At 65.1% G+C, this 14814-nt stretch carries 13 protein-coding genes; 3 read left to right on the top strand and 10 right to left on the bottom strand.

Annotated elements, in window-relative coordinates; translation table 11 throughout:
* Positions 1–55: 55 nt before the first annotated feature.
* On the top strand, positions 56–922 hold the full coding sequence (locus NDN01_RS06675; RefSeq protein ID WP_272626587.1) for an alpha/beta fold hydrolase: 867 nt from the start codon (positions 56–58) through the stop codon (positions 920–922).
* A gap of 150 nt (positions 923–1072) precedes the next feature.
* Here the strand turns inward: NDN01_RS06675 and NDN01_RS06670 are convergent, their stop codons facing one another.
* The 9 genes from NDN01_RS06670 to NDN01_RS06630 are packed head-to-tail and all read right to left on the bottom strand — an operon-like array spanning position 1073 to position 11518.
* Positions 1073–2068, bottom strand: a complete 996-nt coding sequence (locus NDN01_RS06670; RefSeq protein ID WP_272626586.1) for a bile acid:sodium symporter family protein — start codon at positions 2066–2068, stop codon at positions 1073–1075.
* Positions 2058–2819: a GntR family transcriptional regulator gene (locus NDN01_RS06665; RefSeq protein ID WP_272626585.1), complete on the bottom strand. Its 762-nt coding sequence runs from the start codon at positions 2817–2819 to the stop codon at positions 2058–2060. The genes NDN01_RS06670 and NDN01_RS06665 overlap by 11 nt, the downstream gene beginning before the upstream one ends.
* A complete protein-coding gene (locus NDN01_RS06660; RefSeq protein WP_272626584.1) occupies positions 2806–3645 on the bottom strand; it encodes a fumarylacetoacetate hydrolase family protein in 840 nt (279 codons plus the stop codon). The genes NDN01_RS06665 and NDN01_RS06660 overlap by 14 nt, the downstream gene beginning before the upstream one ends.
* 12 nt (positions 3646–3657) lie before the next feature.
* Positions 3658–4287, bottom strand: a complete 630-nt coding sequence (maiA, locus tag NDN01_RS06655) for a maleylacetoacetate isomerase (protein WP_272626583.1) — start codon at positions 4285–4287, stop codon at positions 3658–3660.
* The gene (locus NDN01_RS06650; RefSeq protein ID WP_272626582.1) at positions 4284–4976 is read right to left on the bottom strand and encodes a fumarylacetoacetate hydrolase family protein; all 693 of its coding nucleotides are present in this window, start codon (positions 4974–4976) and stop codon (positions 4284–4286) included. Before NDN01_RS06650 ends, maiA begins: the two co-directional genes overlap by 4 nt.
* The gene (gene gtdA, locus NDN01_RS06645; protein WP_272626581.1) at positions 4973–6022 is read right to left on the bottom strand and encodes a gentisate 1,2-dioxygenase; all 1050 of its coding nucleotides are present in this window, start codon (positions 6020–6022) and stop codon (positions 4973–4975) included. Before gtdA ends, NDN01_RS06650 begins: the two co-directional genes overlap by 4 nt.
* 2 nt (positions 6023–6024) lie before the next feature.
* Positions 6025–7137, bottom strand: a complete 1113-nt coding sequence (locus NDN01_RS06640; RefSeq protein ID WP_272626580.1) for an alpha/beta hydrolase — start codon at positions 7135–7137, stop codon at positions 6025–6027.
* Positions 7134–8681, bottom strand: coding sequence for an FAD-dependent monooxygenase (locus tag NDN01_RS06635; protein WP_272626579.1), 1548 nt, complete (start codon positions 8679–8681; stop codon positions 7134–7136). The genes NDN01_RS06640 and NDN01_RS06635 overlap by 4 nt, the downstream gene beginning before the upstream one ends.
* Complete coding sequence (locus NDN01_RS06630; protein WP_272626578.1) at positions 8678–11518, bottom strand: TonB-dependent receptor domain-containing protein; 2841 nt, start codon at positions 11516–11518, stop codon at positions 8678–8680. Before NDN01_RS06630 ends, NDN01_RS06635 begins: the two co-directional genes overlap by 4 nt.
* 347 nt (positions 11519–11865) lie before the next feature.
* On the opposite strand from NDN01_RS06630, the gene NDN01_RS06625 reads away from it, so the two are divergent.
* On the top strand, positions 11866–12723 hold the full coding sequence (locus tag NDN01_RS06625) for a helix-turn-helix transcriptional regulator (RefSeq protein WP_272626577.1): 858 nt from the start codon (positions 11866–11868) through the stop codon (positions 12721–12723).
* Here NDN01_RS06625 and NDN01_RS06620 read toward each other — a convergent pair.
* Positions 12715–13320: a glutathione S-transferase family protein gene (locus NDN01_RS06620; RefSeq protein WP_272626576.1), complete on the bottom strand. Its 606-nt coding sequence runs from the start codon at positions 13318–13320 to the stop codon at positions 12715–12717. The genes NDN01_RS06625 and NDN01_RS06620 overlap by 9 nt on opposite strands.
* Before the next feature lie 234 nt (positions 13321–13554).
* Between NDN01_RS06620 and NDN01_RS06615 the strand changes: the two genes are divergently transcribed.
* Positions 13555–14814, top strand: a complete 1260-nt coding sequence (locus tag NDN01_RS06615) for an acetamidase/formamidase family protein (protein ID WP_272626575.1) — start codon at positions 13555–13557, stop codon at positions 14812–14814.

Below are 14814 nucleotides of genomic sequence, written 5' to 3'. Positions count from 1 at the left end.
CCTGCGCCCGGTCGCGGGCAATAGTCGTTTGTGCCGCTCACGAGGAGACGTCGAAATGCCGTATCTAACCACACGCGACGGGATTGAGATTTATTATCGCGACTGGGGCAAGGGCCAGCCGGTCGTGTTCAGCCATGGTTGGCCGCTGACGGGCGATGCCTGGGACAACCAAATGATGTTCCTGCGCGCCCATGGCTATCGCGCGATCGCGCATGACCGGCGCGGCAATGGTCGCTCAGATCAACCCGATTTCGGCAACGATGTCGACAGTTGGGCCGACGATCTCGCCGACCTCCTTAACAAATTCGATCTCCATGACGTCGTGCTCGTCGGCCATTCGACCGGTGGCGGCGAGGTCGCGCGCTATATCGGCCGCCACGGCACCAGCCGCGTCGCCAAGGTCGTGCTGCTCGATTCGATCGTTCCGCGCATGTTGCAGGCGCCCGACAACCCGGCCGGCGTGCCGATCGAGGCGATCGACCAGATCCGTGCCGGCACGCTCGGCAGCCGGTCGCAATTCTTCAAGGACGTCGCCATTCCCTTCTTCAGCGCCAATCGCGAGGGCTCTAAGGTAACGCAGGGGATGCGCGATCTGTTCTGGTATCAGGGCCTACAAGGCGGGCTGCTCGCCGAATATGAGACGTCGTTCAGCTGGCAGCTCGATTACACCGAGGATGCCAAGAAGATCGATGTCCCGACGCTGGTGATCCATGGCGACGACGATCAGATCGTGCCGATCGACGCCGGCGGCCGGGCTGCCGCCAGGATCATCCCGAACGCGCGGCTGATCGTCTATCCAGGCGGCAACCATGGCATCGCGATCACCGATCCGGATCGCGTCAACGCCGATCTGCTTGCCTTCATCGAAGAAAAGGCGGGCGTGGCCGCGGAACCTGTCGCGGCGGAACCGACGCCTGCTTGATACGGCACGGCGCGGCGGAGCGAAATGTGTTCGCTCCGCCGCTACACAATAAGTGATCATTCAGGTTGCGACCTATGGGGGCTAAGCGCCCTAATAATCGTCGTTTGAGGCGCGATCCGCTGATCTCGAAAGCTGCCGGGCCCAACGGGATCAAGTGGCGGGGAACGGCTCGGAGACCGGCCGATCGCCCTCGGCCTTTTCGGCATAGCGTCGTGCCAACACCGAACAGACGATCAGTTGCGCCTGGTGGTACATCATCAGCGGCAGCACGATCATGCCAAGCGCCGGGTTCTGGCCGAACAGAACCCGCGCGATCGGCGCACCGTTCGCGAGGCTCTTTTTCGAGCCGCAGAAGACGGCAGTGACCTCGTCCGCCCGGCTGAACCCGAGCGTCCTGCTGACCAATGTGGTCATCATGATCACGCTTGCCAGCAAGAGCAGCACGAGAAGGGCGATGACGAAGAGCGTCGCTGGCGCGTAACGCGACCAGAGACCCGCCGCGGTCGACTCGCAGAAGGCCGAATAGACGATCAGCAGGATGACGAGCCGGTCCGCCTTCGAAGTCCAGGCCTTGTTCCGGGTCACGAGGACGCCGATCCAGGGGCGCAGGAGCTGGCCGGCCGCGAACGGCAGGAGCAGCGTCTTCATGACGTCCCAGATCGCCGGCAAGAGCGCCAGATGGCCCGTCGCGGTCTTGGCAACCAGGCTGATGAGGAGTGGCGTCAGTACCATGCCGAGCAGCCCGGAGATGGTGGCATCGAAGATCGCGGCCGGCACATTGCCGCGCCCGATCGCGGTCATCGCGACAGAGGAGGAGATCGTCGAGGACAAGGCGCAGAGATAGAAGATGCCGAGCCGGATCTCGGGCGCAAGTACGCCCTGCAGGCCGAAGAAGATCGCGGCGCCGATCGCGGGGAAAAGGAGATAAGTGCTGCCATGAACCACGAGGTGCAGGCGCCAGTTCGCCGCACCGGCGCGCATCGCGGCGGGCGCAAGGGCAGCGCCGTGCAGGAAGAACACGAACGCGATGCCGATCGTGGTCACGACTCCGAGATGTAGCGGGCCGTCCCCGGTGCCCAGCCACGGAATGGCCAGTGCGAATGCTACCGCCCCGAGCATGGCGAGCACAAAGCCGTCAATCTTCATGGCGAGCCTCTTCGTCCGCGGACCGCGAAGGATGGAGGGCCGCCAGGACATGCTCGGCGACGCCGGCTTGGTGCCCGGCCATCTTGCGTCCCGCAGCCTCGGTGTCGCGCCGCTCGATCGCCTCGATGATCTCGTCATGATCATGCGCGAATTCGAGGTTCACCTCCTGGGTCGTCAGCGCGAAATGACGCGCACGATGGAGATGGACGATCAGGCTTGCATGGATTTCGGCGAGCGTCCGGTTGCCGCACTGGACGACGACCGCCCGGTGAAACTGCTCGTTCGAAAGATAATAGCGCGCCGGATCGTGGCTGACATAGGCCGACTTCAGCGCGTCGTGGATAACGCGCAGGTCGCGGATCTGTTCAGTCGTCCCTGACTTGCAGAGGATGCGCGCCGCTTCCGCCTCGACCATGGCGATCACCGCGAAATGTTCGCGGAGGCGTCTGGGATCGAGCTCGGAGACCCTGGCGCCACGCCGCGGGAGTAATTCGACCAGATTTTCGGTCGCGAGGACCTTCAGCGCTTCGCGTAGCGGCGTGCGCGACAATCCGAGCTTCTCGCAAAGCTCTTTTTCGCGAATGCGCGAGCGCGGCGGCAGCTCGCCGCGCACGATCAGGTCGCGTACATGGTCGAGAGCCTTGCGGGTCAGCGATTGCGAGGTGGCGTTATCCATGGCGGGAGGCATGGGTGCCCGAAACGCCACCGGCTTGGCAACCTCCCGCGCAAGGACCGGATCATGCAGGCTCATTGACGATCCCGTTCCTAAGGATGCCGATCTGCGAGATTTCCACTTCGAGCGTGTCGCCTGCCTTGAGCCAAGCCGGAGGATCGCGGCGCGCGCCGACGCCGGCGGGCGTCCCGCTGGCGATAATGTCGCCGGGCTCGAGGCGCGTGAAGCGAGAGGCATATTCGATGAGTCGCGCCGGGCCGAAAGTGAAATTGTCGGTCGTGTTGTGCTGGCGAACTTCTCCGTTCACCCGGGTTTCGAGCGTCAGGGGAAAACTGATGTCGGCGGCGGGCACGAACCACGGCCCGATCGATCCGCTCGCCTTGAAGTTCTTGCCGACCGGAAGCGAGACCTGCTGATAGTCGCGCACCGTGCCGTCATTGAAGATCGTGTAACCCGCGATATGGTCCTTCGCGTCCTCGATCGCGATATGCCGCCCGGGCTTTCCGATCACGATCGCAAGCTCTCCCTCATAGTCGAGGTGATCCGAAACAAAGGGCTTCAGGATCGGCGCGCCGTGCGCCACCACGCTCGACGGCAGGCGAATGAAGAATTGCGGATCGCCGCCGACGTCGCGGTTCATCTCGGCCGCGTGATCGCTATAATTGGCACCGACGGCAAGGAGCTTGCCCGCATCGGGGAGCGGGCTGTCGAGCTCCACGTCCTCGACTTGACCGGCGGGCGTTTCCTGCTCGGCGCGCGTTCCGGCGGCGCCGAGGAGATCGGCGGCTATCGCCTGGCGCAGGGTCGAACCGAAACCGGCATCCGAGAGATCGATGACGGCGCCGTCGTCGCGCAGAACGCCCCAGCGCGCGGTTCCGCCCTGTCGAAAACTGATGAACTTCATGAAAATGGGCTCCTATTCGGCGTCGGGCTGCGCACTCGCGTCGGCAGCGATGAAGGCGGGATGGTCCGCGCAAAGCGCGGTGATGGCGTGGATGCGCGGCCAGTCACCCTCGGCGCCGAAGCGGCGGGCGTTGGCGAGCTGCGGGATGAGAGCCGCATCGGCGAGCGTCGGCGACGCGCCGAAACAATAAGGCCCCTCATACCGACCGAGCAGTGTCTCGCAGGCATCCAGCCCTTCGCGGATGACGTCGGCCGCCCAGCCCTTAACCTCGGCGTCGCCATGCCCCATCGCCCGCAGCCGCGTAAGCACGCGCAGATTCTGGACTGGGTGGATGTCGCAGGCGATCAACTGGGCAATCGCGCGCGCATGTGCCCGCGCCACGGGGGCGGCGGGAAGCAGCGGCGGCTCGGGATGGAGGTCATCGAGATATTCGGCGATCGCGAGCGACTGAGTCAGGACCGTGCCGTCATCGAGTTCGAGCACCGGCAGCTGGCCTTGCGGGTTAAGCGCTAGGAAATCGGGACGCTGATGCTCGCCGCGCCGCAGATGATGCGCGCGCTGTTCGACCGTGATACCTTTCAGGGCGAGGACGATGCGCACGCGCCAGCTCGAGGTAGAGCGGAAATAACCGTGGAGGATCACGCCGCTGGCCCGACCGTGTTGGTAAGCGCGGTGAGGCCATCGATCTCGACGCGGACCAGATCGCCCGGGCCGATCGGACCGACGCCGGCCGGTGTGCCCGTGAAGATGAGGTCGCCCGGTTCAAGCCGCCAGAAGGTCGAGAGGATCGAGACGATCTCGGGCACCGACCAGATGAGGTCGGCGATATCTGCTTCCTGCTTGACCACATCATTCACGAGCAGGCGGATCGCCCCGCTCGAGAGATGGCCGACCTCGCTTGCCGGATGGATGAGCCCGAGCGGTGCCGAGGCCTCGACATTCTTGCCGGCATCCCAGGGTCGTCCGGTTTCGCGCGCGGCGAGTTGGAGGTCACGCCGGGTCAGATCGTTGCCGGTCGCATAGCCCCAGACATGCTCCAACGCATCGCCGATCGCGATATTGCGGCCGCCGGTCCCGATCGCGAGCACCAGCTCGGCCTCATAGTGGAAATTGCTCGTCGCCTGCGGATAGGCGATCTCCTCCCCGTCGGGGACGACCGCCTCGGCCCATTTGGTGAAGAAGAACGGCGCTTCGCGATCGGGATCCCGGCCCATCTCCCGCGCATGCGCGGCATAGTTGCGGCCGACGCAGAAGACGCGCCGGACAGGAAAGCACCGGCCATCGCTGGTCGCAGCCAGGGTCGGTGGCGCAGGTTCGATCACATTGGTCACAGGCGTTCTTCCCGGTAGAGTTCGAGGCGCTGCTGGGCGGCGCGGTCGGAATAGCTGAACAGGACAAGGTCGCTTGCCGCGTCGAGCGACAGCGTGGTCCAGGAGGGCACGACGAAGAAGTCGCGCGGCGAGAGCGCGATGGCGCGCTCGCCGATCCGGGCTGTCCCCGTTCCTTCGACCACGACATGGATGGCGCCGTCGCTCGACCGGCGCGGGCGGGTTGCCGTGCCGGCGGGGATCAGCTGGACCTGCGCGGCGATGGTCGGGAGCACCGGGCCACCGTCGGCCGGATTGATGAATTCGAGCGCGTGGCCGACATGCGGATCGGGGGTGCCCGCGCCGAGATCGGCAAGGCTCCGGCGCCATTCGGCGAAAGGATAATGGAACAGCGGACGGTTCGCCGGCCGGCGGTCAGCGAGGCTGCCGCGCAAGGGTCGCAGGTTGCGGCCATAGCGACTGAGGCTGTCGTCATCGGCGACCAGCCGCGTCTGGACCGGCTCGTCGGTCTTCTCGGCGAAGCTCGCCGCGAAGTGCCGGACGGTCGGGATGTCGAGGCCATCGAGCCAGACCATCGGCCTGCTGGTCTCGTTACCATGATCATGCCACTGCCAGGACGGGGTAAGGACGAGATCGAAGGGGCGCATCACGGCGCGCTCGCCATCGACCGTCGTATAGGCCCCCTCGCCTTCCATCACGAAGCGCAGCGCGCTCTGCGTGTGGCGATGCGCCGGGGCGACTTCGCCCGGCAGGATGAGCTGGAGCCCGGCATAGAGGCTCGGCGTGATCGCCGATTGGCCCGGCAAGCCCGGATTTTCGAGGATGAGAACGCGCCGCTCGGCCTGCTCGGCGCTGATGAGGTCGCCGGCGCGCATCAGATACCGCGCGGCATCGGCATAGCGCCAATGGTGCGCGACGGCCGGACTTGTTGGGGTCGGCGATACGAGCGCCGCCAGCACTTCCCACAAGGGTGTCAGGCTCTCTGGGGCCATTGCCTTATAGAGCTGCTCCAGCTGCTCGCGCTGGTCGTTGGGGATCAATATGGACATGATCAGTCCCTTTCCGCGGCCCAGCCGCAGACAAGATTGGCGACATCGTCGAGCTCGGCGGGCTGCCCCGCATAGCTGTGGCTCGCGCCTGGAATGACGCGGTAAGTTTTGTCGGGCGACGCGGCCGCGGCAAAGGTCTCGCGCAGATGTGCCGGAGGCACCGCGTCATCGGCGCCGTTTTCGACCACCAGCAGCGGACGGTCGATCGAGGCGACCGATCGCACCGCATCGACCTGACTGTCGTCGATCGACCATTGCGAGAGCCAGGCCTCGGGTGTCGCGACGCGCGCGATCCCTGCGGGCGAAATGTTGGCCAAGGCCGGGGAACCAAGCCAGCATCGACCGGCGGCGCGACCATTGGGATCGATCGACGGGTCGAGGAAATGCGGATCGGCCATGGTGCGCGGCACGACAAAGGGATCGAGACGCCCGCGCGAAAGCCGCTCGCGCGCCAATCCGGAGATGCGTCTCACCCTGGCAAGCTGGGCCGCCCGGTAGCCTGCGAGAAAGCCCGGATCATAGGGCGGCGTGGCAGCGCCCGCAGCATAGAGATCGAGCGAGCCATCGCGCGTCTCCGAATCCTCTTCGCAGCCGATCGACGGATCGATCGCATCGGCGAGCAGACGCGCGCGCGCGGTATGCGCCCCGAGAAAGACGAGCCCGTCCGCCGACTCGAGCCCGGCATCGGCCAGGACCAGCGGCGCGCCATCGGGCGTCGCAACCACGGTCGGGCGGGTCGCCTGTTCCTGATAGAAAGCCGCCTGTGTCCCGCTTCCGCTCCAGCCGAGCAGATTGATCCGTTCATAGCCGAGCGCGGTGCGCGCGAAGCGGATCCAGGCGCCGACATCGAGCAAGCCGCGTTCGACGACCGCGAGCGCCTCGTTACGCGCGTAGCGAGTCGAGACGGCGAGCAGGTCGATCCCGCGCGCGACGATCGCTTCCTCGAGCGGCATCAGGTGCCAGGCACCGGCCGGCCGCAGAAACAGGTAGGCCGATCGCGACGGGCGCTCACCAGCCTGAAGGAGCATGCCGGTAAGCGGGATCCGTTCGCTATCGGGAGCCGACCGGCTCCCCCCCGCCGCGGTCGACACCCAGCGCATTGCAGGGCCGCTCATGCGACTATTCTCGCCGGCTCGATCCAGCGGCGAAACCAGTCCTCGACCAGATCGGTCCGCCTCGCATCGGCGGCAAGCGCGATATAACCGTCGGGGCGGATCAACAGAAGGCTGTCGCCGGTCAGGCCATAATTGTCGCGGAACATCCCTGTTTCATCGACATAGGCGCCAGGCCCGCGGTCGATTTCAACGAGCCTCACGCTCGCCTCGGTCCTCAGCCCAAGCTGGCCTCGGCCGCCGACCGCGAGCAGCGTGAACGCCGGATGGCGCAAGAGATCGAAGATGCGCGTCGGCGCGCCGTCGGGCGCCCATAGCGTCGCATCGGGCGCGCGGTCGCCGGCACGAATCCCGCAAGCCTCGGTGCGATGCTCTTCGCTGAGCGGTGATTCGCGATAATTGAGGTCGAGCTGGAGCGTATCGCGACCGCGACGCATGTCGGCCTTTTCGGCCATCGCGCTCAGCAGCACCTTGCTCATCGCAAGCACACCGGCCCCGATCTCCCGCCGCTCCATCTCATAGGTATCGAGGAGCCTCTCATCAGCGCCCGCCACAACCGCGGCAAGCTTCCAACCGAGGTTGAAGCTGTCCTGGACGCTGGTGTTGAGACCCTGCCCGCCAGTCGGCGGATGAGCGTGCGCGGCATCGCCCGCGATAAAGACATGGCCCTGCCGATACGCGTCGGCGAGGCGGAAATTCACGCGGTAGATCGAGGTCCATGTCGGCTCACCCGCTATGAGCGAGGCATTGCCGGTCCGTGCGAGGATCAGCGACTGGAGCGCCTCGCGGCTTTGTCCCGGCTCCTCGACGGTGGTGAGCTCGGCCGAGAGCTGGAAGCTGTCGGTATTGGCAAGCGGACACAGCGCGAACTGTCCGCCCGGCGCCTTGGGCCAGCGGTGCCAGGCCTCATCCGAGAGATTGGCGATCGGAAGATCGGCGATGAGCATGCGGAACGTACCCGTCTCACCGGGATAGCCGATGCCGAGTTGCTTGCGGACCACGCTGCGCGCACCATCGGTGCCCACCAGCCAGGTGCAAGCGATTGCCTGCTCCTCGCCATTCGCGGTGACGCGGGCCCGGACCAGGCCGTCGACCTCGACCAACTCGATAAATTCGACGCCGAACTCCACCCGGCCGCCCAGCTCGGCAAGCCGGGCGCGCAGAAGCGCCTCGGTCCGCCACTGCGGGATCATGAGCGATTGTGGATAAGGCTCGCCGGTCCGGCGTTCCGGTTCGCTGCGAACGACCTGGACCTCGCCGCCTGCGCCCCCGTAATTGGCGACCGGCGGATAGGGTGCCGAGGCCGCGAGAAAGGCATCGATCATCCCCAATTGTTCGAAGACTTCGATCGTCCGGGGCTGGAGCCCCTTGCCGCGCGAGCCGGCAAAGGGTTCCGCGCCCCGTTCGATCAGCCGAAACGAGACGCCCCGGCGAGCGAGGTCGATCGCCAGCGTCAGCCCGGCAGCGCCGGCACCGACGATCAGGACCTGGACAACGTCACGTGCCGAGAGATTCCCCGACGAGGCCGAAGAATCCGGGACGCTCAAAGCTTGAACCTCACACCGGCACGGAACTGGCGGCCGATAACATCATAAAGATAAGCGTTGGTGCCCGTGCTGAGGAAGCCCGTAGCGCCGTAGATGGGAGCCACCGGTGGATCTCTGTCGAACAGGTTCTGGACCGCGAAATAGACCTGCGCGCCCTTGCCGAATTCGGGGATTTTGAAGCCGAGTGTGAGGTCGGTGTAGAACACCGCGGGCACATGGTTGTTATCGATATCGACGCCCTGAACCCAGGCATTGTTGATCTTGCCCGCGCCGATGAAGCGTTCGGTCAAGGTCGCGGTGACATGGTTGGAGTCGTACGTCGCTGAGGCAAGCCAGCGCCAGCTGGGCACCGCTTGGGAGTTCTGGTCGAAATTGGCGTTCTGGCCCGCATATTCGGTGGTCACGCCCCCGATGGTCACCGTGCGATGCGCGACATAGGTCCCGACCATACGCAGATTGAGGCTGCCACCCCAGTTGCGCACGATATCGGAAAGACTCCGGCGGTAGCTTGCCTCGAAATCGACGCCCTTGGTTCCCTCGCCGCCGATATTGAGGGGCAACAACTGGATGAAGGTGATCTGATTGGCTGCATTGCGGGTGATGAACGAGCATTGCTGCTGATTGCCGCCCTGGCAGAGATTGATCACGGCCTGCGCGGTGTTCGAGTAGATCGCCCTGTCGATCTTGATGTTGAAATAATCGACCGAGGCGGCGAAGCCCGGGAACCAGTGCGGGCGGTAGACGACGCCGAGCGCGGTTGTATCGGCCTTTTCCGGCACCAGATTGGGATTGCCGGCGGCATATTGCTGGACGCTGTAGCTCTTGTTGAGCACCGGATCGCTGATCGTCTGGTTGAGGTTGTTACCCGCCTGGAACAATTCGGCGAGGTTCGGCGCGCGGATGTCACGCGACCGCGTGCCGCGGAAACGCAGCTGATCGTCGACGTCCCAGGTAAGGCCGAGCTTCCAGCTGACGACGCTGCCCGACAGGCTGTAATCGGTGTATCGGATCGCCCCGTTAAAATCGACCGCATGGAAGAAGGGCTGGTCTTTCAGGAGCGGCACGACCGTCTCGAAGAAGCCTTCCTTCACATTATAGTTCCCATTCGAGGGACGGAAATTCCCGAGGAAGAAAGCATTGGTCTGGTCGAGTGCGGTCGTGGTCGCCGCGTAGGATTCGCGGCGCCACTCGCCGCCGAGCGCGATCGAGACCGGCCCGGCCCAGCTCGAGAATGGTTCGCCGTGGAGCGAGCCCGAGACCACGTCCTGCTTGATTGTGATGTTCTGGAGCGACGTGCCGTAGATATAGGCGAGCGCGGCCGGTGTGCTCTTGCTCGTGCCGAAGACGTTGTACGGCACGCATCCATTGGTCGGATTGGTGAGCGTCGAGCGGCAGACGATCTGGTTGGTCGCCGGGTTGACCACCGCGTCGACCGCATTGTTGAAATTGGCGGTGATCGGGTTGTTGCTATAGTCGCCGTTCAGGAACTTGGTCTCGCCGTGCTGCCCATAGATGTCCCAGGTCCAGCCCGCACCGAACTTTCCCTCCAGGCCGCCGACATACCGGAATTGCTCGCGATCGTTGCGGCCGACCGAAGGTCCCCAGTCGAGGAATATCTTGCCGAGGGTGAAGCTTGCGAGGTTGTTTGCCGCCATCGTCGCCTTGATCGACGAATCGAGATATGCGTTGTCCGCCTTGATCGCGATGTTGCCGTCGCGCTCGTAAACGCGCGCGAAGATCTTGCTCTTGACGTTGGCATAGCCGAACTCGCCATAAGCGGTGATAGTGTCGGTGAGATCGTAGCTCGCACGCGCATAGATGGTGCCGCCCTTCACCGGCGATGCGAGCCGGATGATCTGGCTGACGTCCTGCGCGTCACCGCCGAAGGAGAGCACACCCGATTTGTAGCCAGGTCTGAAGGGGCCCGGCGTCCCGGAGCCGTTGAATTGCGTGTTCACCAGCGCGCCGCTCGACGCGGTGACACCGCCGGCAGTCGTGGTCGAGGTGATGAGGCCGCCATCGGTCGCGACCCCCAGGCCCACGCCCGATTGCAGCAACATCCTGGGCTGCCCGTTCCCGGCGACAAAAGCGGGATTGTTGACGACCTTGTAGCTTTTGAACCAGTCGCGCGAGGTCACGGCGTCGCCCGCGGCATCGTCATGATATTCGCCACTGACCAGGATATGTCCGCGGCCGTCAGCAAACTTGGCGCCGGCGCTCAGTTCAGCCTTGAATGTCCGCACGTCGCCCTGCCCCGAAATGCCGGACTGGATGTTGCCCATCACCCCGGTGAAGTTCTTGTTGAGGACATAGTTCACGACGCCGGCGACAGCGTCCGAACCCCAGGCGGCCGAGGCGCCGCCCGTCACCACATCGACGCGCTCGACCAGCGCCTGGGGAAGCAGGCCAGCGTCGATATTGCCGGTGAGCGTCGACGGTGCGACGCGGTGGCCGTCGAGCAGGACAAGCGTGCGGTTCGCGCCCAGGGCGCGCAGATTATAGAGATTGGCACCGACCGTCGCCGAGGCGCCGGTGGTCGCGACGCGCGGTGTCGTCGAGCCGACGAGCGCGGGCAGTTCGTTGACATAGTCCGCAAGTGACGCGGGCGCTGCCGACTGGATCTGCTCGGCGCCGATCACGGTCGTCGGTGTCGGGGCGGTGTAGCCCGAACGGACGATGCGGCTGCCGGTAACGACGATATCGGCGGCGTTCGGCGTTTCCGCCGGTGCGGCGGCCTGCGGAGCGCGGGCCGCGCCCTGCGGCTCAGCCTCGGCCTGCTTGGCGGGCGTCGCCTGATCCTGTGCGAACGCCGGCGTTGCGCCACATGCGAGGATCAACGCCAGCGCCGACGTGCGGCAAAACTCGGAGCGACAGTTGCTAAGTTGCATGCGGAACATGGACGGCTCTCTCCCTCGACTTGCCTCTCCCGCGCCATCCTTCGAAAGGGCGCTTCGGGCTCGCCTGCTTATGAGGGAGAGCACCGGATTTCTTGTAACTACAGGCTCCGAAAGCTTATCAAAGCGTCCGATAATCGTGTCTGGATGAACCGGCTTTCTGCATGCAAAGCGATCACCACCTGCAATGATGCTGCGCAGCAATCGAGCAAACGTTGAATCGGCGGCCAGGTTCGCTACGCTCTGGGACCAAGGCGAGGGAACTTCGCCGGGGAAAGAGAGGAGCGCCCATGGTGCATGCGCAAACGCCGATCTGGATCGTCTCAGGCGATTTCGGGCGCGCAACGGTCAATCTCACCGATCGTGCCCTGGTCGAGCACGCGCATCAGCAGTTCAACATGTTGTTCATGCTCGGTGGGGCGGACACGAAGTTTCGCTCGGGCACGCTGGACCTGGCCCTGGACGAGGGGTCCGTGCTCCTGTTCAATCCATGGGTCCCGCATCTCAAACTCGCCAACGAGGCGGGTCCGACGATGATCCTGTCGCTGATCATCGAGACGGATTGGATCGACCGCGTGCTCGAGGCGCAGGGACTGAGACCCGGCCTCATCTTCCCGCGCCCGCGCGAGCAGGTGACCGAGAATGTCCGCATGCAGGCCGAGCGGCTCGCCGCGGCAATCTCGCGCGACCTTGTCGAAAACGCCGCCGACCGCGAAGCGCTACTGCTCGATCTCATCGATGCGGTGATCAGCGCCTATATCGCCCCCGACGTCGAGCGGACGGGCACGACGGCCATGCGGCCGATCGACTTCCGGATCCGCAAGGCGCTCAACTATATTCACGAGCACGCCTTCGAGAACCCGCGCATCGACGACATCGCCAGGATGGTTGGGCTGTCGCGCTCACGCTTCTTCGAGCAGTTCCGTCGCTGCGTTGGCGCGTCCCCGCAACATTATATCGACCATATCAGGATGAAGGCAGCGACCCGCAGCCTCAGCACCAGCGACGAACCGCTGGTGGAGATTGCCGACCAGCTGGGTTTCGGCGCACACAGCAATTTCACGCGCTTCTTCGCCCAGCACATGGCGGTTAGCCCAAGCGAGTTCCGTCGCCAGACCCATCAACTCGACGATCCGCCGCTAGGCTGAGAGCGCGGCCGCGCCCGGGCGGGACAGGACGTCGTCGGCCCATGAATCAAGCGCCGGCAGCGGCGCGCGCGTGACCGGCAAGGTCGTCCAGCGCCGGACCGCCACGCCGATCGGGATGTCGGCGAGCGTGAAGTCAGCGCCTGCAATATAGGGTGACGTCCGAAGCACCTGGTCGATGATGCCGAACAGGGCATCGGCCTGGGCTTCAGCATGCGCGAGTTGCTCTGCCAGCACCGGCCCCGTCGCCTTGATCGTCAGCCGCACGAGGTCGCGCACGGCTTCAGCGACATGCGCCGCTTGCCAGTCGAGCCACTGGTCGACACGGGCGACAGGCCGCGTCTCGGCCGGATAGAGGTTTTCCGCACGCTCGCGGCGCGCGAGATAGCGCATGATCGCGTGCGATTCCCACAGGATGAAGCCATCGTCGTCGAGCGTCGGGATCAGGCCGTTGGGATTGAGCCGGCGATAGGCGAGCGCGTCCAGCCCGCCATTCGGACCGCCGGTGGGAACGAGCTCATACTCGAGTCCGAGTTCGCCGCAGGTCCACAGGACTTTGGCGACATTGGGCGCCGCGCGATGCCCCCAGATCTTTAACATGCAGCATCTCTCTCGCAAAGCCGGGCCTTGTGTCCTTTACGCGCATTCTAGATCGGCGCGCTTCTCGTGCGGATGCCGGGAAGTCCTGTCGCTTACCGCACGGTCCGAATGTTCACGAAACTTGGAAATCCGGATGATTTGATAACATCGAACATGCTGGTTTCAGCCAATAGTGATCCCAGGCGGCCCGATACGCGGTCTTTAGCTCAAGAATAACCGCAAGAGAGGATGAGGATGACGCAACCGGCCAATTGCTGCTGCCCAGCACATGACCCCTGCCCGCGCCATATCGCGGCGCATCACGCCGTCGCGAACAGCGACCACGCGCAGGCGATCGACGGCGTCGACCGCGACGCACTTGGCGAGAGCCTCGATCAGCGCGGGATCAGCCGACGCGCCATGCTGGCGGCCGGCGCGGGTGCCGCGATGTTCGTGCCCGCGGCCGCGAGCCCCGCCTTCGCCCGGACCGCCGGCCCCGCGCTTGCCGCGCTGCCGGCAGGGCGCCTCCATGAACTGCCGTCCACACCGCAGACCGTGAAGGTCGGCGCGATGGATCCGGCAACGCCGGTCGTGCTCGAGATCGAAAGCGGCGATATCGTTCACTATCCCAACACCTGGGTGAACTGGGCGAACGAGGCTAAATTCGGCATGCCGTTCGCCGAGCGCGAGAGCATCCGCAAGCGCTACCCCGCCGGGCCCTATTCGCTGATCGGGCCGATCGCGGTGAAGGGCGCGGAACCCGGCGACGTGATCGAGTGCCGCATGATCCGGCTGAAGCCGATCGACTGGGGATGGAACTCGACGCCCAAGGGCATGGGCGCGCTGCCCGACGCCTTCGACCAGCCCTATCTTCACTATCTGAAGCTGGACCCGCAGCGGCGCTATGCCGATTTCGCTAAGGGCGTGCGCATCCCGCTGGCGCCGATCCAGGCGGTGATGGCGGTGCAGCCCGCGGGCGACAAGCCGGTCAGCGGCATCCTCTCGGGTCGCTATGGCGGCAATATCTCACTGCGTGACCTGACCGAGGGCACCTCGCTGTTCCTAGGGGTCGAGGTCCCCGGCGGGCGGCTCTGGACCGGCGACAGCCATGCCGCGCAGGGCGATGGGGTCGTCGACCAGACCGCGATCGAAACCGCGATGGAGGACCTGCGTATCCAGTATATCCTTCACAAGAAGGTCGCGGTCGCGACACCGGTCGCTGAAACCCACGACGCCTGGATCGTGCTGGCGTATGGCGACACAGTCGACCAGGCGCTTGCCGGGTCCATCCGCCAAATGATCGCCTGGCTGTCGGGCGCGACCGGCCTCACCGGGCCGGACATCTACGCGCTGGCGAGCATCGCGGGCAGCTTCCGCATCACCCAATATGCCAACCAGACAGGCAGCGTGTACACGAGCGCACCGCGCAAGGCGGTGCACGGGATACTGCCCAAGGCGATCTTCGACGCCTCGCGGCTCGAACAGATCTCGCGGTCCTTACGGCCCGGCGCGTGA

Origin of the sequence: Sphingomonas sp. QA11 (genome assembly GCF_028473665.1) — a bacterium.
Taxonomy (GTDB): domain Bacteria; phylum Pseudomonadota; class Alphaproteobacteria; order Sphingomonadales; family Sphingomonadaceae; genus Sphingomonas; species Sphingomonas phytovorans.
The sequence above is the reverse complement of the archived record's forward strand: the minus strand, read 5'-3'. Positions and strand labels throughout refer to the sequence as shown.

Coding starts and splice junctions, on each gene's coding strand:
- NDN01_RS06675 (WP_272626587.1), top strand. CDS start 56: ATGCCGTATCTAACCACACGCGACGGGATTGAGATTTATTATCGCGAC.
- NDN01_RS06670 (WP_272626586.1), bottom strand. CDS start 2,068: ATGAAGATTGACGGCTTTGTGCTCGCCATGCTCGGGGCGGTAGCATTC.
- NDN01_RS06665 (WP_272626585.1), bottom strand. CDS start 2,819: ATGAGCCTGCATGATCCGGTCCTTGCGCGGGAGGTTGCCAAGCCGGTG.
- NDN01_RS06660 (WP_272626584.1), bottom strand. CDS start 3,645: ATGAAGTTCATCAGTTTTCGACAGGGCGGAACCGCGCGCTGGGGCGTT.
- gtdA (WP_272626581.1), bottom strand. CDS start 6,022: ATGTCCATATTGATCCCCAACGACCAGCGCGAGCAGCTGGAGCAGCTC.
- NDN01_RS06640 (WP_272626580.1), bottom strand. CDS start 7,137: ATGAGCGGCCCTGCAATGCGCTGGGTGTCGACCGCGGCGGGGGGGAGC.
- NDN01_RS06625 (WP_272626577.1), top strand. CDS start 11,866: ATGGTGCATGCGCAAACGCCGATCTGGATCGTCTCAGGCGATTTCGGG.
- NDN01_RS06620 (WP_272626576.1), bottom strand. CDS start 13,320: ATGTTAAAGATCTGGGGGCATCGCGCGGCGCCCAATGTCGCCAAAGTC.
- NDN01_RS06615 (WP_272626575.1), top strand. CDS start 13,555: ATGACGCAACCGGCCAATTGCTGCTGCCCAGCACATGACCCCTGCCCG.